Here is a 20,531-nt window from a genome sequence, read left to right on the forward strand (position 1 = left end):
GGCGACGTCCCGGACTGGATGAGCGGCCTGCTCAAGGCCACCGCGGAGATCGACGCCCGCGCCTTCACCCGCATCTCCGCGCCGCCGCCGGGCACCGGCCGCGCGGCCGCGGTGCTGGTGCTGTTCGGCGAGGGCCCGGACGGGCCCGACGTGCTGCTGCTGCGCCGCGCCGACACCCTCGGCTCACACCCCGGCCAGGTCGCCTTCCCCGGCGGCGCGGCCGACCCGACCGACGACGGGCCGGTGGACACCGCGCTGCGCGAGGCGTTCGAGGAGACCGGCGTGCTGCGCGAGGGCGTGCGGCCGCTGGCGACGCTGCCCGAGCTGTACGTGCCGGTGTCCGGTTTCGTGGTCACCCCGGTGCTGGCGCACTGGGCGCGGCCCTCCCCGGTCGCGCCGGTCGACCCGGCCGAGACCGCCGCGGTGGCGCGGGTGCCGGTCGCGCACCTGGCGGACCCGGCCAACCGGTTCCGGGTGCGCCACCAGGCGGGCTACGTCGGGCCCGCGTTCTCCGCGCCGGGCATGCTGGTGTGGGGCTTCACCGCCGGGCTGCTCAGCGGGCTGCTGGCGCTCGGCGGGTGGGAACGGCCGTGGGACACCTCGGACGTGCGTGACCTCGACCTCGCCCTGCGCGCGACGGAGGTGCCGTGAACTGGGTCGACCTGCTCGTGCTCGCGCTCGCCGCGTTCGCCGCGGTCTCCGGCGCCCGACAGGGCATGGTCGTCGCGCTGCCCGCCTTCGTCGGCGTGCTCGTCGGCCTGGTGCTGGGCACCCAGCTCGCCCCGCTGGTGGTCGCCGAGTTCGACAACGTGGTGACCAAGGTGGTCTTCGCGGTCGGCGTGGTGGTGCTGCTGGTGGCCCTGGGCGAGACCCTGGGCGTCTACGTGGGCCGGACCCTCAAGCCGCGGGTCAACTCCAGCCCGCTGCGCGGCGCGGACAACGCGCTGGGCGCGGTCGTGCAGGGCGCCGTGGTGTTCGTGGTGGCGTGGATGATCGCGCTGCCGCTGACCATGGTCGCGGGCATGCCCGGCCTGACCAGGGGCCTGAACCAGTCGGTGATCCTGTCGACGGTCGACGGCGCCATGCCGCAGGCGGCCCGGGACCTGGCCGACGACCTGAGCGACCTGTTCGACGTCTCGGGCTTCCCGGCCGCGGTCAACCCGTTCGACCGCACCCCGCTCAAGGACGTCGAACCGCCCGACCCGGCGCTGGGCGACAACCCGGTCGTGCAGCGGCTTCAGCCCAGCGTGCTCAAGGTGCGCGGGCGGGCGCCGTCGTGCTCGCGGGCCCTGGAGGGCACCGGGTTCGTGATCGCGCCCGAGCGGGTGATGACCAACGCGCACGTCGTCGCGGGCACCACGGAGGTCGCGGTCGAGGTGGGGCGCGGGCAGTTCGACGCGACGGTCGTGCACTACGACGCGCAGACCGACGTCGCCATCCTGGCCGTGCCCGACCTGGACGCCGCGCCGCTGGAGTTCCGCACCGACGAGATCGCCCAGGGCGAGGACGGGATCGTGCTGGGCTACCCGCTGGACGGCCCGTACACCGCGTCCGCGGCGCGGGTGCGCGAGCGGATACCCATGCTGCGCGGGCCGGACATCTACGACGCGGTGACCGTGACGCGGGACGTCTACACGGTGCGGGCGAAGGTGCGCAGCGGCAACTCCGGCGGCCCGCTGGTGGACCCGCAGGGCCGGGTGATGGGCGTGGTGTTCGGCGCGGCCGTGGACGACCAGGAGACCGGGTTCGTGCTGACCGCGAAGGAGGTCGCCGAGGAGGTGGCCGAGGCGCCGACGCTCGTCCGGCGGGCCTCCACCCAGACCTGCGCCAGCTAGCCCCGTGCCGGCTAGCCCCGCGCCGGCTGGACCCGGCCCAGGAAGCCGGTGATCAGCTTCGTCGTGGTGTGCGGCGCCTCCTCGTGCGGGAAGTGCCCGACCTCCGGCAGCACCCGGAACGACGAGCGCGGTCCCACCCAGCGGCCCGAGCCGGCCGCGGTGGACTCCAGCACCACCGGGTCCAGGGCGCCGTGCACCTGGAGCACCGGCACCTCCAGGCGCCGGTCGACGGCCTCGGTGAAGCGGCGGCCGTCGCTGCGCAGCTGCGAGCGCACGGCCCAGCGGTAGTACTCCAGGGCGGAGTGCGCGACCCCCGGCACCAGGGCGGCCGCGCGGTTGCGGCGCACCACCTCGTCGAACTCCGGCGACACCGTCCACTTCGGACCCGACCAGGAGGTGAACAGGGCGCCGACCGCGGCGGCGCCGTCCTTGGTCAGCCTGCGCTCGGGGAGGACCGGCAGCTGGAACCCGAACACGTGCCCGCTGGCCCGGCCCTGGCCGCGCGGGTCGCGGCGGATCGCCCGGCGCAGCGCCAGCGGGTGCGCCGCGGCCAGCGCGGTCACCGAGGCGACCAGGCGCGGGTGCATCGCGCCGACCGTCCACGCCAGCATGCCGCCCCACGCGTGGCCGACCAGGTGCGCCCGCGTCTCGCCGAGGGCCTTGACCAGCCCGGCGACGTCGCCGGCCAGGGTGAACCCGTCGTAGCCGCGCGGCGGCTTGTCCGAGTCGCCGTAGCCGCGCAGGTCCACCGCCACCGCCCGGTACCCGGCCTCGGCGAGCGCGGGCAGCTGGTGCCGCCACGACCACCAGAACTCGGGGAACCCGTGCAGCAGCAGCACCAGCGGCCCGTCGCCCAGCTCCGCCACGTGCAGGCGGATGCCGTTGGCGGACACGTCCCGGTGCGCCCAGGGGCCGGGCACCCGAGCGGTCGACGGGTCGGGCGGCAGGGCCACGGCCTTCAGCGGTCCTCGCCGCGGTTCCGGATGGCCGCCACCGTGTCGCGGGCCGAGTCGATGGTCCGCTGCGGCGCGCGCAGCTTCTTGAGCTTGCGGACGCCGAGCAGCGCGAACAGGACCGCGGTCAGCAGCATCACGCCGAACACGATCAGGAACGCCGACCACCGGGGCAGCCACACGTCCAGCAGTTCCGCGCCGAAGAAGAAGAAGAAGAACGAGCTGAACAGCAGCACCGTCAGCGCGACGATGAAGTAGACGCTGCCCTTCACGCCCTTCCTGATCTCGCCGGCGACCTCGGACTTGGCGAGCTCCACCTCGGCCCTGACCAGGGTGGACAGGTGGGCGGTCGCGTCGCGCACGAGCCCGCCGATGGACGTCTCACCGGCGATCTTCGCCGCGCTCTCCGCGGTCAACGGGATCGACGGGACAGGTGGCAGCCCGCTGCCGTTGGTGTTCTCCCGAGCGCTGGTCACCGCGCCATCGTGCCATGGTCGGCCCGCGCGGGCCGACCGACCGGCGGATCACCCTTCCGTGTCGGCGCGCTGGTGCGCGCGGCTGCGCCGGACCAGCAGCACCGAGGCCAGCAGCGACGCCGTCAGGGACGCCAGCAGCACGGCGGCCTTGGCCTGCTCGGCCGCCGCGCCGTCGAGCGAGAGGTCCGCGATGAGCAGGCTGACGGTGAACCCGACGCCGCCGAGCACCGCGACCGCGACGATGTCGCGCGGCCCGGCGCCGCTGGGCCACACGGCGACCCGGAGCACCACGGCCAGCGCCGACGCCCCGACGATGCCGACCACCTTGCCCACCACCAGGCCGGTCATCACGCCCAGCGCCAGCGGGTCGCGGAACAGGCCGGACAGCGCCTCGCCGTTCACCGGCACGCCCGCGGCGAACAGCGCGAACACCGGCACCGCCACCCCCGCCGACCACGGCTGCAGCCGGTGCTCCAGCCGCAGCGCGGGCGCCTCGCGCTCGTAGTGGTCCCGGCGCACGCGGGTCAGCAGCGCCAGGGCGACGCCGGCGATGGTGGCGTGGACGCCCGCCGCGTGCACCGCGACCCACGTGCCGACCGCGATCGGCACGTACAGCCAGGGCGTGGTGACCCGCCGGTGCTGGAGGTACGCGTACAGGGCCAGCAGCGCCACCGCGGCCACCGCGGCCAGGGCGTTGAAGTGGGCGGTGAACAGCACCGCGATGATCGCGATCGCGCCCAGGTCGTCCACCACGGCCAGGCTGAGCAGGAACACCCGCAGGCTCGCGGGCAGCCCCGACGCGGTCAGCGCCAGCACCCCGAGCGCGAACGCGATGTCCGTGGCCACCGGGATCGCCCACGCCTGCTCGATGCCCGGCTGACCCCGGCCGACCACCAGCGCGATTCCCGCCGGGACCACCATGCCGCCGACGGCCGCGACGACCGGCAGCACCGCGGACCGGACGTTGCCCAGCTCGCCGATCACCAGCTCGCGCTTGAGCTCCAGGCCCGCGACGAAGAAGAAGACCGCCAGCAGGCCGTCCTTGGCCCAGTCGCCGACGCTGAGGTCCAGGTGCAGCGACGCCGGGCCGAGCCGGAGGTCCCGCAGCGCGGTGTACGCGCCGGAGAGCGGCGAGTTGGCCCAGATCAGCGCCAGGGCGGTGGCACCGAGCAGCAGCACGCCGCCGACGGTCTCGGTGCGCAGGTAGCGGGCGAACTCCGCGACGGTCTCGCGCTTGCGGGTCAAGGTGGGCTCCGGGGGTCGTCGGGCACGGCTCGTCCTCGTGCCGACCAGGCTTCCCGGCTCACCGGGAACCACCCTAACGCACCGGACGGGGCGCCTCCCGTCGAGAGGCACCCCGTCCGGCGACGTGCTCAGTCCTCCCCGGAGCCCGACTTCAGGCCGCTGGAGATGAGGTCCATCACGGACGAGTCGGCGAGCGTGGTCACGTCGCCGACCTGCCGGTTCTCCGCCACGTCGCGCAGCAGGCGGCGCATGATCTTGCCCGAGCGGGTCTTCGGCAGCTCCGGCACGACCATGATCTGCCGCGGCTTGGCGATCGGGCCGATCTCCTTGGCCACGTGGTCGCGCAGCGCCTTGATCGCCTCCGCGCCGTCGGAGCCCTCGGCCACGCCGCCGCGCAGGATGACGAACGCCACGATGCCCTGGCCGGTGGTCGGGTCGGTGGCGCCGACCACCGCCGCCTCGGCCACCGTCGGGTGCGAGACCAGCGCGGACTCGACCTCGGTGGTGGAGATGCGGTGCCCGGACACGTTCATCACGTCGTCCACCCGGCCCAGCAGCCAGATGTCGCCGTCCGCGTCGTACTTGGCGCCGTCGCCCGCGAAGTAGAAGCCCTGCTCGCCGAACCGCGACCAGTAGGTGTCGCGGTAGCGCTCCTCGTCGCCCCAGATGCCGCGCAGCATCGACGGCCACGGCTGGTCGAGCACCAGGTAGCCGCCACCGCCCTTGCCGACCTCGTTGCCCTGGTCGTCCACCACCTTGGCCGACACGCCGGGCAGCGGGCGCTGCGCCGAGCCGGGCTTGGTGGAGGTGGCGCCGGGCAGCGGGGAGATCATGATCGCGCCGGTCTCGGTCTGCCACCAGGTGTCGACGACCGGGGTCTTGCCGGCGCCGATGTGCTCCCGGTACCAGATCCACGCCTCGGGGTTGATCGGCTCGCCGACGCTGCCCAGCACGCGCAGGCTCGACAGGTCGTACTTGGCCGGGATGTCCGCGCCCCACTTCATGAAGGTGCGGATCAGCGTCGGCGCGGTGTAGTAGATCGACACGCCGTACTTCTGGATGATCTCCCAGTGCCGGCCCTCGTGCGGGGTGTTCGGCGTGCCCTCGTAGACGACCTGCGTCACCCGGTTCGACAGCGGGCCGTAGACGATGTAGCTGTGCCCGGTCACCCAGCCGATGTCGGCGGTGCACCAGTAGACGTCGGTGTCCGGCTTGAGGTCGAACACGTTGTGGTGGGTGTACGACGCCTGGGTGAGGTAGCCGCCCGACGTGTGCAGGATGCCCTTCGGCTTACCCGTGGTGCCCGAGGTGTAGAGGATGAACAGCGGGTGCTCGGAGTCGAACGCCTCGGGGGTGTGCCGGTCGGACTGGCGGTCGACCACGTCGTGCCACCACACGTCGCGGCCCTCGGTCCAGGCGACCTCGGTGTCGGTGCGCCGGACCACGAGCACGTGCTCGACGGTGGCGGCGTTGGCGACGGCCTCGTCGACGGCGGGCTTGAGCGGGGCCGGGTTGCCGCGCCGGTACTGGCCGTCGGTGGTGATGACCAGCTTGGCCCGCGAGTCCTCGATGCGGGTGCGCAGCGCCTCGGCGGAGAAGCCGCCGAACACCACGCTGTGCAGCGCGCCGACGCGGGCGCAGGCGAGCATGGCGAAGATCGCCTCGGGGACCATCGGCATGTAGATGGCGACCCGGTCCTCGGCGCCGACGCCCAGCTCGGCCAGGGCGTTGGCCGCCTTGGAGACCTCGCGCTGCAGGTCGGCGTAGGTGATGGCGCGGCTGTCGCCGGGCTCGCCCTCCCAGTGGATGGCGACCTGCTCGCCGTGGCCGGACTCCACGTGCCGGTCGACGCAGTTGTAGGCGACGTTGAGCCTGCCGCCGACGAACCACTTCGCGAACGGGGCGTCCGACCAGTCGAGGACCTGCGTCCACGGGGTGTCCCAGGACAGCCGCTCGGCCTGCTTCGCCCAGAACGCCTCGCGGTCGGCGTCGGCCTCCCCGTAGAGCGCGGCGGTCGCATTGGCCTGGGCGGCGAACTCCTCGCTGGGCGGGAACGTCCTGTTCTCCGTCAGCAGGTTGTCCAGCGCGGCTTGCGGCTCTGTCATGGCGGGGCGTACCTCCTGAATCCGTGGGGTGCGCACTGACCGTAGTGCGATTCAGCTCACTGCGCACCCAAAAGGTTCAGACCAATTTCGGCCGAGTTCGAAACGCGTGGGTAACTGTGTAACCCGGCCACCCGCGCCTGACCATGGTGTTCCCGCCGAACGACACCTAAGTTGCGACCAGCGGCACGTCCCGTGAGCCGCGTCACGTCGCGAGGCGGGCCTTCAGCCGCGGCCACTCCTCGGCGGTCATCGAGTACACGACGGTGTCCCGCAGCGTCCCGTCCGGGCGGATCCGGTGCACGCGCAGGACGCCCTCGCGGGTGGCGCCGAGGCGTTCGATGGCGCGCTGCGAGCGCTCGTTGCGCAGGTCGGTGTGCCAGCCGACGCGGTGCGCGCCCAGGTCCTCGAAGGCGCGTCGGAGCAGTAGGAACTTGGCGTTGGTGTTCAGCGCGGTGCGCTGCCAGCGCGTGCCGATCCAGGTGTGGCCGATGTAGAGGCCGCGGTGGGTCGGGTCGATCTCGTAGTAGGAGGTGGTGCCCGCCACCTCGCCCGTGCGCGGGTCGACCTGCGCCCAGGCGAGGCGGGCGGGGTCGGCCAGGGCGCGCTCGACGTAGGTGCGGGTGTCGTCGACGTCCCGGGGTTGGGGCGTGCTCAGCCAGGTCCAGACCTCCGGGTCCTTGCCGGCCTCGTGCAGGCCCTCGGCGTGGTGGGGCGCCAGGGGTTCGAGGCGGACGTGGGCACCGACGAGCACCGGGCGGTCGTACCAGTTCATGCCCCGGACGCTAGTGCGGCGAGTGGCCATCCGTAATGGCCAATTCCAGGGTTGTTCAAAGGGCCACTTACCGGCGGGTAGTGTTCGGTGGCGTGACCGACCCGCTCGCCCCGCTGCTGGACCTGCCCGGTGTGCCCGAGGCCGCCGACGCGGCCCGCGAAGCCGTGTTCCAGGTGCACCGGCACCGCGTCAACCTGCGCGGCTGGGCGACCACCGCGGCCGAGGCGTCCGTGCGGGCCGCCCGCGCGTCGGCGGCCATCGACGGCGGTGCGACGGCGATCCCGTCGGACGGCGCGGTGACCGACCCGGTGCTGGCCGGCTCCCTGCGCGTGGCCGAGGCGCTGGGCGCGGTGTTCCCGACCTGGCGCCGCGCGCCGCTCCAGGCCCTGGCCCGCCTGCACGTGCTGGCCGCCGCCGACCTCGACGCCGACCCCGGCCGACCGCGCCCGGTGCCCGGCGTCACCGAGCGCCTGGACCTGCTGGCCCACCTGGTGACCGGCGGGACCTCGGTGCCCGGCGCCCTGCTGGTGGCCGTCGTGCACGGCGAGCTGATGACGCTGTCGCCGTTCGCCACGGCCAACGGCGTGGTGGCCCGCGCCGCCTCCCGCCTCACCTCGATGGCGACGGGCCTGGACCCGAAGTCGCTCGGCGTCCCCGAGGTGATGTGCCTGCGCCGCGGCAACGACTACACCGCCGCCCTGCACGCCTTCTCCACCGGCGACCCCGACGGCGTCCGCCAGTGGCTCCTCTTCTACTGCGAGGCCCTCGAATCCGGCGCCCGAGAAGCCCGAAGCATCGCCGACGCCGCCACCCCCTGACCCCGCGCCCGACCGGAGGACACGCGGTGCCGGACCGGAGGACACGCGGTGTCTGAGTGGAGGACACGCCGGTGGTTGGTCTTGTAACCGGCGTGTCCTCCAGTCGAGCACCGCGTGTCCTCCAGTGGGACACCGCGAGTCGACCGCTCAGAGGAGTTCTTTGAGGGTGGTGGCGGCTCGGGTGGCCTCGTCGAAGGTGTTGTAGAGCGGGGCGAAGCCGAAGCGGAGCACGTCGGGCGGGCGGTGGTCGCCGATGACCTGACGCTCGGCCAGCCGCTCCACGAGGCGGTCGGCGTCGGGGTGGCGGAGCGAGACCTGGTGCCCGCGCCACTCGTCGGCCGGGGTGATCACCTCGATGCCGGGCAGCCCCTCGACCAGTGACCGGAAGTGCGCGGTCAGCGCCAGGCCCTTGGCCCGCACGTCCCGCAGGTCGACGTGGTCCCAGACCTCCAGCGCCGCCTCCAGGGCGAGCATCGAGATGATGTCCGGCGTGCCGACGCGCGCCCGGGACACGCCGGGGTCCGGCCGGTACTCCGGGTCCATCGCGAACGGCACCTCGTGCCCCGTCCACCCGGTCAGCGGCTGCTCGAACGCGGCCTGCCCGTGCCGGGGCACGTAGATGAACGCCGGCGACCCCGGCCCGCCGTTGAGGAACTTGTACGTGCAGCCCACCGCGAGGTCCACGCCCAGCGCGTCCAGCTCGATCGGCAGCACGCCCGCGCTGTGGCACAGGTCCCACACGACCTTCGCGCCCACCGCGTGCGCCTGCGCGGTCAGCTCCGCCATGTCGAGCAGCCGCCCGGTGCGGTAGTCCACGTGGTTGAGCAGCACCACCGCCGTGGTGTCGCGCAGGTCCAGGTCCTCGGGCGGGGCGGGCCGCAGCGCCAGCCCGGTCAGCTCGGCCACCGACCGCGCCACGTACCCGTCGCTGGGGAACGTGCCGGCGTCGACCACGATCTCGGCCCGGTCGGTGTTGCGCACCGCCGCCATCAGCGCCTTGAACAGGTTCACGCTGGTCGAGTCGGCCACCAGCACCTGCCCGGGCGCGGCGCCGAGCAGCCGCCCGATCCGGTTGCCGATCCGCTCGGGCGCCTCCCACCAGCCCTCGGACCAGCCGCGGATGAGCCGCCTGCCCCACTGCTCCCGGACGACCTCCCGCACCCGCTCGGCCACCACCCTGGGCGGCGCGCCCAGCGAGTTGCCGTCGAGGTAGACGACGTCGTCGTCCAGGTCGAACAGGTCGCGGACGTGCGCCAACGGGTCGTTCACACGTAGCTCCTCGCGGTCCACAGCTCGGGGAAGACGGAACGCCGCGTGCGCTTCTCCAGCCACGCGACCCCGGCCGAACCGCCGGTGCCGGTCTTGGCGCCCATGGAGCGCCGGGTGGCCAGCAGGTGGTCGTAGCGCCAGCGGGCGAACTCCTCGGCGATGTCGGTCAGCGCCTCGCCCAGTTCCAGCAGGTCGCGGGAACCGCCGCGGTAGACCTCCGCCCACACGGCCTCGACCTGCCCGTTCGGCTCGTAGGGCTCGCTGACGTCGCGGTCGAGCACGTCGGCCGGGATCGGCAGGCCCTGCCGGTGGAGGGCGGCGAGCACGTCGTCGTACAGGCTCGGCTCGTCGAGCAGCGCCTCCAGCGCCTCGTGCTGCCGCGGCACGGCCCGGTGCGGCACGAGCATCGACCGCGACTTCTCGCCGAGCAGGAACTCCACCTCGCGGTAGCGGCCGGACTGGAAGCCCGAGCCCTCGCCGAGGGCGTCGCGGAACGAGTTGAACTCCGCCGGGGTCATCCGCGCGATGGGCCGCCACGCCGCGTTGAGCGCCTGCATGTGCAGTTCGCTGCGGCGCAGGGTGCGCACGGCGGCGCGCAGGTCGTCGGCCCGCAGCTCCTTCTGGGCCTGCCGCCACTCGAAGCACAGCAGGCCGAAGTACAGCTCCATGACCTGGGTGATCACCAGGAACGACATCTCGCGCGGGTCGTCGGACCACTGCCGTTGCAGGCCGTGCAGCACCGAGGCGTGCACGTAGTCCTCGTAGGGCGTCGTGCCGCCGAAGTCGAGTTTGGGTGAGACCGGACAAGTCATGACCACATCATCGCCGCGCGTTCGGGTGAGTTGAATGGGCGTCGAACGGTGTTGGCCGGTGAACTTCTTGCGATCGTCAAGTCCGTGCCGCGGTAACTTCGGGATCGTGAGCATCGAGCTGGACCGCGTGGACTGGGCCCTGCTGGGAGCGCTCCAGGAGGACGCGCGCCTGTCCTACAACGAGCTGGCCAGGCGGGTGCACGTCTCGCCGCCGACGGTCGCGCAGCGCGTGCGGCGGTTGGAGAACGCGGGCGTCATCACCGGCTACCGGGCGGCGGTGGACCCGACGGCGGTGGGCCGGCCGGTGATCGCCCTGGTGCGGATGAAGTGCTACGGCCCGCGGTGCATCACGGTGCACCCGGAGCTGCTCGACGACTGCCCCGAGGTGGTGGAGGTGGTGCGGCTGACCGGTGACATCTGCTCGGTGGTCAAGGTGGTGACCACCTCGATCAGCGAGCTGGAGCGGCTGCTGGTGCGGCTGGGCGGCTACGGCGAGACCTCAAGCGCGATGGTGCTGTCGACGCCTATCCCGTGGCGCCCGGTGACAGCAGGCTGAGCGCCTGCCGGACGTGCCCCTGGGTGCTCTCCAGGGCCTCGGCGGCGCGGGCCGCGGGCACGTCGGCCAGCAGGTGCACCAGGGCCACCTTCAGGTCGTCGCCCGAGGCGGCCAGCGCGGTCGAGCACTCGGCCTCGTCGAGCCCGGTGGCCTCGCGCAGGATGCGCAGGGTGCGCCCGCGCAGCTTGGCGTTGGTGGCGCGCATGGACACCATCAGGTTGGAGTAGGTGCGCCCGAGCCGGACCATCACCGCGGTGGAGAACGAGGTCAGCACCAGCTTCTGCGAGCTGCCCGCCTTCATCCGGGTGGAGCCCGCGATCGCCTCGGGACCGGTGTCCAGCGCGACCAGCACGTCCACGTAGGCCGGGGCGGGCGCGGTCGGGTTGTTCGACACCAGGACGGTGCTCGCGCCCAGCAGCCGCGCCTCGGCCAGCGCCGCGATCACGAACGGGGTGCGGCCGGACGCGGTCACGCCGACCACCAGGTCACCGGGCGAGGCGTGCCGCCGGATCTCGGCCGCGCCGCCCGCCGCCTGGTCCTCCACGTCCTCCACCGCGCGCACCAGCGCCTCGTGGCCGCCCGCGTGGTGGGCCAGGAACCAGTCCGGCGGCACGTTGAACGTCGGCACCAGCTCGGCCGCGTCGAGGGTGGCCAGCCGGCCGGACGTGCCCGCGCCCACGTAGTGCACCCGCCCACCCGCGCGCAGCGCCCCCACGGCCAGCTCGACGGCCCGCGCCAGCTCCGGCAGCACGGCGCCCACGGCGTCGGGCACCCGGTGGTCCTCGGTGTTGATCAGGCGCAGCACGTCCAGCGTGGAGACCCGGTCGATGTCGGTGGTCCCGGGGTTGCGGGCCTCGGTCGGGGAGTCCACCCGGACCGCGACGCCGTGCCGCGGCGGCGTCACTTACCCGACTCCCGGCGCCGCCTGCCGTCCGGCCGGGCGCCCAGGCGGTGCCCCGACACCGCGTCGTAGGTGGCCTCCAGGGCCGTCTTGGCGCTGTCCACGTGCAGCTGCGCGACGCCGATGAACAGGCAGTCGATCACGGTGAGCTGCGCGATCCGGCTGGCCATGGCGCCGGAGCGGAACGTGGTCTCGCGCGCGGCCGTGGTCAGCACGTGGTCGGCGACCTCGCTGATCGGCGAGCGCGGGAAGTTGGTCAGCGCCACGGTGGTCGCGCCGTGCTGCCGGGCCACCCGCAGGGACTCCACCGTCTCCGCGGTGGAGCCGGTGTGCGAGATGCCGACCGCGACGTCCTCGGGGGTGAGCACGGCGGCGGAGGTGAGCGAGATGTGGGGGTCGTTCCAGGCGAAGCAGGTACGCCCGATCCGGTGAAGTTTCTGCTGGAGGTCGAACGCGACGAACGCGCTGGCGCCGAACCCGCACACGTCGACCCGCCGCGCGCCCGCGACCGCCTGCACGACCGCCTGCAGGGTCTCCACGTTCAGCTGCTCGGCGGTCTCCTCGACCGCCCTCGCGTCGGCGAACGCGACCTTGCCCACGACCTGCCGCAGGTCGTCGCCCGGCCCGATGTCGCCGCCGAGGTCCCGGTCGGCGCGCGCGGCCGTGCGGGCGGTGTCGGCGGCCAGCGCGATGCGCAGCTCCGGGTAGCCGCCGACGCCGATGGCCTTGCAGAACCGGGTCACCGTCGTCTCGCTGGTGCCCGCGGCCTCGGCGACCTCGGTGATGCTGCGGTGGGCGACGGTCGCCGGGTTGTCCAGCACCACCTTGGCCACCCGCTGCTCGGCGCGGGCCAGGCCCGGCAGCAGCGAGCGGATGGTGACCAGGGGGCTGGTGTCGGCGGTGCTCTCAGAGGACACGTGGGAAACTTACTAACCGCGCGATGAAGGGTCAACGCAGAGTGGGCGTTTGCTGCTCCAACCGTTACCTGGCGTAACTATCGGTCCGCGACTCGCCACCCTGTGGCGTGAAGGCCGTCGGCTTCTCGCTCCGCGTCGAGCAACACACCGTGGTGGTCGGTAATGCGCACGGTGTCGACGTAAACACCACGACCGCCGTAGCCCGTGCCCCGCTCGTACCGCCAGCGATACCGCAGCGCCGCCTCGGTCACCACCTCGACGCGCTCCCACCGCCGCTGCCCGTAACCGGCCAACACCCGGACATCGCGCCAGGAGGTCCCGTCGTTGGTCGCCTCCACGACGACCCGGTCGCCGGGGTCGAGGTCCACGAACGCGGAGAAGGACAGCACCTGCCCGCCGGCGCGGCGCGCGAGGTCGCGGGTGGTGAGCGTGCCGCCGCCGGTCTCGGGCGTCCACGCGGTGCCGTGCCGGGGCTTCACCGCCAGCGCCCGCGCCAGGCCGTCGGCCACCACCCGGCGCGCCGGGTTGATCGAGCCCCAGTCCCGGGTCGGGTGCACGCGGTTGGTCATCAGCACCGCGATCGACCGCGACAGCGGGTCGAGCACCAGCGTGGTGCCGGTGAACCCGGTGTGCCCGGCGGTCCGCGGCGAGGTCAGCGCGCCCATGTACCAGCGCTGGTCCAGCTCGAAGCCCAGGCCGTGGGAGTTGCCGGGGAAGCCCTGGTTGAAGTCGGTGAGCATCAGCTCGACCGTCTCCGGGCGCAGCACGCGCCGGCCCGCGTGGTGGCCGCCGTTGAGGATGGCCTGGCCGAGCACGGCCAGCTCGCGCGCGGTGGAGAACACGCCCGCGTGCCCGGCCACGCCGCCCAGCGACCAGGCGTTCTCGTCGTGCACCACGCCGCGGACCAGGCCCCGGCCCGCCTGGTACTCGGTGGCCGCGATCCGGTCCAGCTTGCTCGCGGGCGGGTTGTAGCCGGTGTCCACCAGGCCCAGCGGCGCGGTGATGTCCCGGCGGACCAGCTCGTCCAGCTTCCGGCCCGACCACCTCTCCGCCAGCAGGCCGAGCGTGATCAGGTTCAGGTCGGAGTACACGTACGCGGTACCCGGCGGGTTGACCGGCCTGGTGTCCATGACGGCCTTGACCCGGGAGGGCACGTCCGGGTACTGCGACCACAGCGGCAGCCACGCCACCAGGCCCGACGTGTGGGTCAGGAGCTGCCGGACGGTGATGCCCTCCTTGCCGTTGACGCCGAACTCGGGCAGGTGGCGGGCGACCGGGTCGTCCAGCTCGAACTTCCCCTGCTCGTGTTGGCGCATCACCACGATCGAGGTGAACAGCTTGGAGATCGAGGCGACGTCGAAGATCGTGTCGCGGGTCATCGGCACCCGCTGGTCCTCGGGCAGCTCGGTGCCCGAGGCGTCGGCGTAGCGGACCGCCCAGCCCACCGGCCGCTCGGTCACCACGGTGCCCTCGTGCGCGTACAGCGTGACCGCGCCCGCGAACAGCGGGTGGCCGCTCGCGTCGGGCTCGGTGTAGCGCGCGACCCGCGCCAGCGCCTCGTCCAGGGGTGCCGGGTCCAGTCCCACGCGCTCGGGGGTACCCGGTTCGAGCAGGTCGTTCGACCAACCCGCGTGCGGCTGGTCGAACCGCGCCTCGCGGCCGTGGGCGTGCGCGGGGGTCACCGCGACCAGGGGTGCGAGCAGGGTGGTCGCGATCAGCAGGGCGGGGACGCGCATCGCTCCTCCATCTACCGGTAGCGCAGGTACGGCCGGCGGGTGCGCTCGAACGCGGCCAGCTCGTCCTGCCAGGCGCCGACCACGTCGTCGGTGCCCGCGCCCGCGTCGACCATGCGGCGCAGCCGGTCCGAGCCGCTGAGCTTGTCGATCCAGTTGTCCGGCCGCCACGCGAACACCCGCGGGTACCGGGCGCGCGCCGTGACGATCATGGCCACGGCGGTGCGGGGCGCGTCGAACCGGTGCGCGTCGGTGAGGTGCAGGGCCACCCCGCCGCACAGCTGGTCGGCGAACTTGTTGAACGTCGGCGTGAAGTAGGTCTCGCGGAACCGCACGCCGGGCAGCCCCAGGGCGTTCAGGTCCTCGGCCCACCGCCAGTCCAGGCCCGGCGCGCCGACGGTCTCGAACGGGCGGGTGGTGCCGCGGCCCTCGGAGAACACCAAGCCCTCGAACAGGCACGTGCCGGGGTAGACCAGCGCGGTGTCGCGCGTGGGCATGTTCGGGCTCGGGGCGACCCACGGCACGCCGGTGTCGAGGTCGTCGCGGCGCCAGCCGGCGGCCTCCACCACCTCCAGGTGCTCGACGCGGGCGCCGTCGTCGGGCAGGAACTCGCCGTTGAACAGCAGCGCCAGCTCGCCGACGGTCATGCCGTGCTGCTGGACCACGGGCTTGCGGCCCACCCCGGTGGCGTGGGCCGGGTCGAGCTGCGGGCCGCGGGCCGTGCCGCCGACCGGGTTGGGGCGGTCGAGCACGACGAACTCGGCGCCGGTGAGGGCGGCGGCGTGCATCGCCGTGTACATGGTCCAGATGTAGGTGTAGAAGCGCGCGCCCACGTCCGCGATGTCGAACGCGACGGTGTCGACGCCCGCCTTGGTGAACATGCCGGCGAGCTTGGCGGCGTTCGCGCCGTACGCGTCGTAGACCGGGATGCCGGTGCGCGGGTCCTGGTAGTCGCCCTCGGAGCCGCCGGCCTGGGCCGTGCCGCGGAAGCCGTGCTCGGGGCCGAACGCGGCGACCGGCGGGCGGCCGGCGGCGACCATCGAGTCGACCACGTGCGTGTGGTCGCGCAGCACGCCGGTCGGGTTGGTGACCACGCCGACCCGGCGGCCGGCGAACCGCTCCCAGCCGCGCTCGGCCAGCCGCTCCGCACCGGTCTCGACCCGTCGCGGGCGGGTCGGCGGCCGGTGGTCCGGCTGCGCCAGGGCGCCGAGCGGGGGCAGGGCGAGGGCACCCGCCGCGAGGAAGCCCCTGCGGTCCACCGCGCTCACCAGCCCAGGCCGTGGCCGAAGGGGTACGGCGTCGGCCCCGGCACGGCCACCGGGAGCCTGCCGCTCGGCCGCACCTCGCCGGTGATCACACGGGCGAGCGATTCCAGGGCCACCGGGTTGTAGGAGTAGGTGGCCAGCCACGTCGGCGCGGCGGTGTGCGCCACGTCGTACGGGTTCTGCACGGCCACCGCGACCACGGGCCTGCCGGTGGCCAGGAGCCGGGCCACCAGGGCCTGCTGCGCGGGCTGGCGGGACAGCCCGTTGGTCAGCACGACCACGAGGTCGGCGTTCCCGGCGGCCCGCGCGGCGGCGCTGATCTGCGCCTCCGCCGGCGCGGACCCGGTGGGCAGCGCGGTGCCGCCCAGCAGCCCGGCCAGGGTGCGGGTCGTCGCGTCACCCCAGCCGGTGACCAGCGGGGCGGTCGGGCGGGAGGCCAGGGGCAGCACGCCCGCGTCGTTGCGCACGGCGGTGGTGGTGCGGTCGGTGATCGCCCGCGCGGCGGCCAGGTGCTCGGCGGCGCCGACGGTGGAGTCCACCCGTTCGGGTGTGGTCGGCACGCGGGAGAACAGGCCGCGCAGGGACTTCATCCGCAGCACCCGCAGCACGCTGCGGTCGATCCGCTGCTCGGTCAGCTCGCCGGAGCGCACCGCGGCGACCACGCGGTCGATCGCCTCGCCCAGGTTCACCGGCATCAGCAGCTGGTCGACGCCCGCCTTCAGGGCCAGCACGGGCACCTCGGCGTCGGGGTGCAGCTGCCGCACGCCCGCCATGTGCAGGGAGTCGGTGATGACCACGCCGTCGTAGCCGAGCTCGCCGCGCAGCAGGTCCAGGACCGGCTTGGACAGCGTGGCCGGCTCGCCCGACGGGTCGATGGCCGGCATCCGGATGTGCGCGGTCATGATCGAGTCGACGCCCGCGGCGATGGCCGCCCGGAACGGCGGCGCGTCCACCGCGCGCCACTGCTCGGCGGTGCGGTCGACCGTGGGCAGGCTGGTGTGGCTGTCCTCGGCGGTGTCGCCGTGGCCGGGGAAGTGCTTGGCGGTGGCGCTGACCGACCGCGGTGACAGCGGGGTCTGCTGGTAGCCGCGCACCTGGGCGGCGGTCAGCTCGGCGGCCAGCGCCGGGTCGCCGGAGTACGAGCGCACGCCGATGACCGGGTTGGCCGGGTTGGAGTTGACGTCCGCGTCGGGCGCGAAGTCCTGGTTGACGCCCATGGCGCGCAGCTCGCGGGCGGAGACGGCGGCGGCGCGCTCGGCGTCCCGCGCGCTGCGGCCGGCGCCGAGGGCCATGTTGCCGGGGAACTGGGTGGCGGGCGGCCCGATGCGGGTGACCAGGCCCGCCTCCTGGTCGGTGGCCACGGTCAGCGGGACGGGGCTCGCGGCCTGCAGGCCGTTGGACAGGTTCGCGACCTGCCGGGGCGTGTCGATGTTGTCGTAGCTGGCGTTGTTGAAGTAGATGACGCCGCCCGGCTGGTACTTCGCCACCACCTCCGCGGGCGTGGCCACGCCGAAGTCGCGCACGTTGCCGGGGTGCGCCTCGTCGGGCGACTGGCCGTGCAGGTAGGTGACGAACAGCTGGCCGACCTTCTGCTCCAGCGTCAGGTCGGCCACCAGGGCGGTGAGCCCGCGGGCCTGGTCGGGGACGGGTGGCGGGCCGACCGGGGCGGTCACGGCGGAGGCCGCGGCCACGACGGCGGCGAAGAGCGGACCGAGCACTGCGGCCTCCCACTGGGAATCATCCACCACTAGTGGCGACAATCGGCAAGTTACCCACGTCACAGGGACGGGTCAACGGGTTGCGCTGCGTGGGCATTGTCCGGGGGCGGGCCGACTGGGTGGCCGTGCGCACGGCCACTCGAAAGGGGGAATCGCTGCACAGACAGACGGTGGGCCCCTCCGTGGAGGGGCCCACCGTCGACAGCGCGGACGTTCGAGTTACCAGGCGTGCAACTCGTGTCGTACCGATCTGGCCTCGGCGTCCGGCGTCCCGGTACGCAGGCCCTAGACGACAAGCCTCCCGCGGCGTGCTGCGCGTGGGTGTCTCGAAGTCCGCGCACGGAGTTCTGTCGGGGTGGGCGAGGCTTCTCCTCCGCTTCGCCCCTGGCCGACCCGAAGTCCGCACCTCATTTGTAATCCGTGTCCGGCGTCACAGCAAGGGCTCGATGGGGTGCACCGGTCAAGCGACGGTGCGTAGCCGTTCACGTTGCCGCGCCAGGGAATCCGCCGCCGGTACCGCTGTCCGGGGCAAGGGCGGGTGAATCAGCTCCGGCGGCGCCTGCGCAGTCCGTACCACGCCACGCCGGCGGCCGTGGCCGCGCCGAGGCCGATGGCCGTCACGGCGACCGCCGTGCCCGAGGGGCGCGGGATGCGGGCCCGCAGCGACACCGGGTCGGAGAAGGTCAGCACGGGCCACCCGCGCCGTTCCGCGACCCTGCGCAGCGCGCGGTCGGGGTTGACCGCGGTGGGGTGGCCGACCGCCTCCAGCAGGGGCAGGTCGCTGATCGAGTCGGAGTAGGCGTAGCAGCGGGTCAGGTCGTAGTCGTGCCGGTCGGCGAGCTGCTTGACCGCGATCGCCTTGTTCTCCCCGGCGCAGTAGAAGCCCACCTCGCCCGAGTAGCGGCCGGCCGAGACGACCATCCGGGTGCCCACGCTGCGCGTCGCGCCGACCATGGCGGAGATGGGCGCGACCAGCTCCTCGCCGGAGGCGGACACCACGACCACGTCGTGGCCCTCGTCCTTGTGCTCCGAGATGAGCTGCGTGGCCTCCTTGTAGACCAGGGGGTCGACGATGTCGTGCAGCGTCTCTTCCACGATCGAGCGAACCTGCTCGACGTCCCAGCCCTCGCAGAGCGCGGTGATGTGCGAGCGCATCCGGTCCATCTGGTCGGCGTCCGCGCCGGCCAGCATGAACACGAACTGGGCGTAGGCGCTCTTGAGCACCGCACGCCTGTTGATGAGGCCCTCTTGGAAGAACGGCCGGCTGAACGCCAGCGTGCTCGACTTGGCGATGACCGTCTTGTCCAGGTCGAAGAACGCGGCGACGCGACTGCCTTCGGTGGCGCGATCGGTCACCGGTCAAGCTTAGGCCGGGTGCCGGAACGGGCTCCCGGAGGTTGTTCGCAGGTTTACGAACTTAGTGTGCGGTCGAACGAAATTTCGGCGTCGCTCTAATGGAAGACACGCGTGACCCTGTCCCGTGGGGATACAGTAGACGGGTCCGGCATGACCGGACGGGTTCAGTCCGACCCCCCGGGACTGAACCATTGGCGACCCCCGTCCCTCCCCCCTGGCGGGGGTCGTCCCATGTCCGGGGTCGGTTACCCGGCCCGGTGCGCGGACCTCTCCCCGCCGTCGCGGCGGTTCGCATCGGTTGTTGAAGTATTTTCGCGTTCATCCCTCCTCGCGGCTCTCGCCCTCCGGGTCGGCCCAGGTCCGCCGAGTTGTCCACATGTTGATCTTGAGCCGTTGTGTCCTTCCTCACCGCTCGGCACCGTGGGTCGTGAAGATCCACGACTCGCCTTCGGGAGGAAGCGATGGGACGACCGGTGGCCCTGGTGGCCGAGGAGGCGCTGGTCGACGAGGTGCTGCACGCGGCAGCGGTCGTCGGCTGCGAGCTGGAGCGGGTGGCCGACGTCGACGCGCTGCGCGGCCGGTGGTCCGGGGCGCCCGCGGTGGTGCTGGACGAGGGCGCGGCGCTCGCGTGCGCCGCCGCGGGGCTGCCGCGCAGGCCCGGTGTGCTGGTGGTCGGCACGGGTCCACCGGGGGAGGCGACCTGGCGGTGCGCCCTGGAGCTGGGCGCGGAGCAGGTCGTGCGGTTGCCCGACGGGCGGGGCGGGCTGCGGGCGGCGCTGGCCGACGCGGTCGAGGGCCCGGTGGACGGCGGCCGGGTGCTGGCGGTGCTGGGCGCGCGGGGCGGTGCGGGCGCCTCCGTGCTGGCGGTCGCGGTCGGCCGGGCCGTGCTGGCCGCGGGCGGCCACGCGCTGCTGGTCGACTGCGACCCGCTCGGCGGCGGCCTGGACCTGACGCTGGGCGCGGAGCGGCAGGAGGGGCTGCGCTGGCCCGCGCTGCGGCTCACCGAGGGCCGGGTGCCCGCGGCGGCGCTCCGCTCGGCGCTGCCGGGCGTGCGCCGCGGTGACGGCAGCCTCACCGTGCTGTCCTGCGGCCGGACCGGGCCGGGGCCCGCCCCCGAGGCCGTGGTGGCGGTGGTCGAGGCGGGCAGGCGCGCGGGCGGGACGGTGGTCTGCGACGTGCCGCGGCAGCTGACCGGCGCCGCGTGCGCGGCCCTGGACCGGGCCGACCTGGCGGTGCTGGTCGTGCCCGCGGACGTGAAGGCGTGCGTGGCCGCCAGGGGGCTGGTCGAGCAGGTGGCGGCCCGGGGCGTGCGGCTGCGCGCCGTGGTGCGCGGCCCGGCACCCGGGGGTCTGTCGGCGGCCGAGGTGGTGGCCGCGGTCGACGTGCCGCTGCTGACGGCCATGCGCCCCGAGCCGCGCCTGGCCGCGGCGCTGGACAGCGGTCGCGTGCCGGGGGCCGGCCGGGGGCCGCTGGCCAAGGCGGCCAGGGAGGTCCTGGAGGTGCTCGGTGCGTGCTGACCAGCAGGCCGCGCGTAATCGCGGGCCGGCGCCCGGCCGTGAGCCCGACACCCCCGAACCCACCGACATCGAACCCACCACCCCCGAAGCCGTCGTTCGCCGCAAACCCGCGGTGGTGCCGCACCCGCTGCACCGCCCACCCCGGGCGTTCCGCACCTTCCGGCCGCACGCGCCACCGGTCGAACAGCCACCGGCGGTGCCGTCGGTACCAACGCTTCCAGTGGTGCCAACGCTCCCGGTGGGGCCATCAGTTCCCGTGGCGCCCCCGGTGCCTTCGGTGCCG

General features: G+C 73.8%; 18 protein-coding genes. 5 read left to right on the top strand and 13 right to left on the bottom strand.

From position 1 onward, the window contains the following. The first annotated feature begins 18 nt into the window (after positions 1-18). Positions 19-651, top strand: a complete 633-nt coding sequence (locus EKG83_RS01415) for an NUDIX hydrolase (protein ID WP_170191907.1) — start codon at positions 19-21, stop codon at positions 649-651. After that, positions 648-1,835, top strand: a complete 1,188-nt coding sequence (locus tag EKG83_RS01420; protein ID WP_033433476.1) for a MarP family serine protease — start codon at positions 648-650, stop codon at positions 1,833-1,835. The genes EKG83_RS01415 and EKG83_RS01420 overlap by 4 nt, the downstream gene beginning before the upstream one ends. An 11-nt stretch (positions 1,836-1,846) precedes the next feature. Here EKG83_RS01420 and EKG83_RS01425 read toward each other — a convergent pair whose 3' ends face one another. The 5 genes from EKG83_RS01425 to EKG83_RS01445 form a co-directional block, all read right to left on the bottom strand. Continuing rightward, positions 1,847-2,788 (bottom strand): alpha/beta fold hydrolase, encoded by a 942-nt coding sequence (locus EKG83_RS01425; protein WP_033433477.1) that lies wholly within the window; start codon positions 2,786-2,788, stop codon positions 1,847-1,849. Positions 2,789-2,793: 5 nt separating this feature from the next. Then, positions 2,794-3,264, bottom strand: coding sequence for a phage holin family protein (locus tag EKG83_RS01430; RefSeq protein ID WP_033433478.1), 471 nt, complete (start codon positions 3,262-3,264; stop codon positions 2,794-2,796). 48 nt (positions 3,265-3,312) lie between these two features. Next, positions 3,313-4,509 (bottom strand): Na+/H+ antiporter NhaA, encoded by a 1,197-nt coding sequence (gene nhaA, locus EKG83_RS01435; RefSeq protein WP_033433479.1) that lies wholly within the window; start codon positions 4,507-4,509, stop codon positions 3,313-3,315. A 128-nt stretch (positions 4,510-4,637) separates the two neighbouring features. Next, on the bottom strand, positions 4,638-6,614 hold the full coding sequence (gene acs, locus EKG83_RS01440; protein WP_033433480.1) for an acetate--CoA ligase: 1,977 nt from the start codon (positions 6,612-6,614) through the stop codon (positions 4,638-4,640). 202 nt (positions 6,615-6,816) lie between these two features. Next, positions 6,817-7,386 (bottom strand): GNAT family N-acetyltransferase, encoded by a 570-nt coding sequence (locus EKG83_RS01445; RefSeq protein WP_033433481.1) that lies wholly within the window; start codon positions 7,384-7,386, stop codon positions 6,817-6,819. 92 nt (positions 7,387-7,478) lie between these two features. On the opposite strand from EKG83_RS01445, the gene EKG83_RS01450 reads away from it, so the two are divergent. Beyond that, positions 7,479-8,204, top strand: a complete 726-nt coding sequence (locus tag EKG83_RS01450; protein WP_033433519.1) for a Fic family protein — start codon at positions 7,479-7,481, stop codon at positions 8,202-8,204. A gap of 147 nt (positions 8,205-8,351) precedes the next feature. Here EKG83_RS01450 and kynU read toward each other — a convergent pair whose 3' ends face one another. Together kynU and EKG83_RS01460 are read right to left on the bottom strand one after the other, a co-directional pair. Continuing rightward, positions 8,352-9,473 (bottom strand): kynureninase, encoded by a 1,122-nt coding sequence (gene kynU, locus EKG83_RS01455; protein ID WP_051766483.1) that lies wholly within the window; start codon positions 9,471-9,473, stop codon positions 8,352-8,354. Then, positions 9,470-10,285 carry a tryptophan 2,3-dioxygenase gene (locus EKG83_RS01460; protein ID WP_033433483.1) on the bottom strand — a complete coding sequence of 272 codons (816 nt, stop codon included), beginning with the start codon at positions 10,283-10,285 and terminating at the stop codon, positions 9,470-9,472. The genes kynU and EKG83_RS01460 overlap by 4 nt, the downstream gene beginning before the upstream one ends. Positions 10,286-10,391: 106 nt before the next feature. Between EKG83_RS01460 and EKG83_RS01465 the strand changes: the two genes are divergently transcribed. Further along, positions 10,392-10,841 carry an Lrp/AsnC family transcriptional regulator gene (locus EKG83_RS01465; protein WP_211269184.1) on the top strand — a complete coding sequence of 150 codons (450 nt, stop codon included), beginning with the start codon at positions 10,392-10,394 and terminating at the stop codon, positions 10,839-10,841. Here the strand turns inward: EKG83_RS01465 and EKG83_RS01470 are convergent. From EKG83_RS01470 to EKG83_RS01495, 6 genes are all read right to left on the bottom strand, one after another. Continuing rightward, the gene (locus EKG83_RS01470; RefSeq protein ID WP_033433484.1) at positions 10,810-11,745 is read right to left on the bottom strand and encodes an N-acetylmuramic acid 6-phosphate etherase; all 936 of its coding nucleotides are present in this window, start codon (positions 11,743-11,745) and stop codon (positions 10,810-10,812) included. The genes EKG83_RS01465 and EKG83_RS01470 overlap by 32 nt on opposite strands. Then, the gene (locus EKG83_RS01475) at positions 11,742-12,659 is read right to left on the bottom strand and encodes a MurR/RpiR family transcriptional regulator (protein WP_051766484.1); all 918 of its coding nucleotides are present in this window, start codon (positions 12,657-12,659) and stop codon (positions 11,742-11,744) included. Before EKG83_RS01475 ends, EKG83_RS01470 begins: the two co-directional genes overlap by 4 nt. A 77-nt stretch (positions 12,660-12,736) precedes the next feature. After that, positions 12,737-14,395 (bottom strand): serine hydrolase domain-containing protein, encoded by a 1,659-nt coding sequence (locus EKG83_RS01480; protein WP_033433485.1) that lies wholly within the window; start codon positions 14,393-14,395, stop codon positions 12,737-12,739. 11 nt (positions 14,396-14,406) lie between these two features. Next, positions 14,407-15,660, bottom strand: a complete 1,254-nt coding sequence (locus tag EKG83_RS01485) for an exo-beta-N-acetylmuramidase NamZ family protein (protein ID WP_033433486.1) — start codon at positions 15,658-15,660, stop codon at positions 14,407-14,409. Further along, on the bottom strand, positions 15,657-17,375 hold the full coding sequence (locus EKG83_RS01490) for a glycoside hydrolase family 3 protein (protein ID WP_407690754.1): 1,719 nt from the start codon (positions 17,373-17,375) through the stop codon (positions 15,657-15,659). The genes EKG83_RS01485 and EKG83_RS01490 overlap by 4 nt, the downstream gene beginning before the upstream one ends. 543 nt (positions 17,376-17,918) lie before the next feature. Further along, entirely contained in the window at positions 17,919-18,731 is an 813-nt protein-coding gene (locus tag EKG83_RS01495) for an HAD-IB family hydrolase (protein ID WP_033433487.1), read from the bottom strand. A gap of 461 nt (positions 18,732-19,192) precedes the next feature. On the opposite strand from EKG83_RS01495, the gene ssd reads away from it, so the two are divergent. Beyond that, the gene (gene ssd / locus EKG83_RS01500; RefSeq protein ID WP_033433488.1) at positions 19,193-20,248 is read left to right on the top strand and encodes a septum site-determining protein Ssd; all 1,056 of its coding nucleotides are present in this window, start codon (positions 19,193-19,195) and stop codon (positions 20,246-20,248) included. Positions 20,249-20,531 lie beyond the last annotated feature (283 nt).

Source organism: Saccharothrix syringae, from assembly GCF_009498035.1.
In the GTDB taxonomy this organism is placed as follows: Bacteria; Actinomycetota; Actinomycetes; order Mycobacteriales; family Pseudonocardiaceae; genus Actinosynnema; species Actinosynnema syringae.

What these genes read in the sequence shown, in the direction of transcription:
- EKG83_RS01415 (WP_170191907.1), top strand. Translation starts at nt 19, where the DNA reads ATGAGCGGCCTGCTCAAGGCCACCGCGGAGATCGACGCCCGCGCCTTC.
- acs (WP_033433480.1), bottom strand. Translation starts at nt 6,614, where the DNA reads ATGACAGAGCCGCAAGCCGCGCTGGACAACCTGCTGACGGAGAACAGG.
- EKG83_RS01445 (WP_033433481.1), bottom strand. Translation starts at nt 7,386, where the DNA reads ATGAACTGGTACGACCGCCCGGTGCTCGTCGGTGCCCACGTCCGCCTC.
- EKG83_RS01460 (WP_033433483.1), bottom strand. Translation starts at nt 10,285, where the DNA reads ATGACTTGTCCGGTCTCACCCAAACTCGACTTCGGCGGCACGACGCCC.
- EKG83_RS01480 (WP_033433485.1), bottom strand. Translation starts at nt 14,395, where the DNA reads ATGCGCGTCCCCGCCCTGCTGATCGCGACCACCCTGCTCGCACCCCTG.
- ssd (WP_033433488.1), top strand. Translation starts at nt 19,193, where the DNA reads ATGGGACGACCGGTGGCCCTGGTGGCCGAGGAGGCGCTGGTCGACGAG.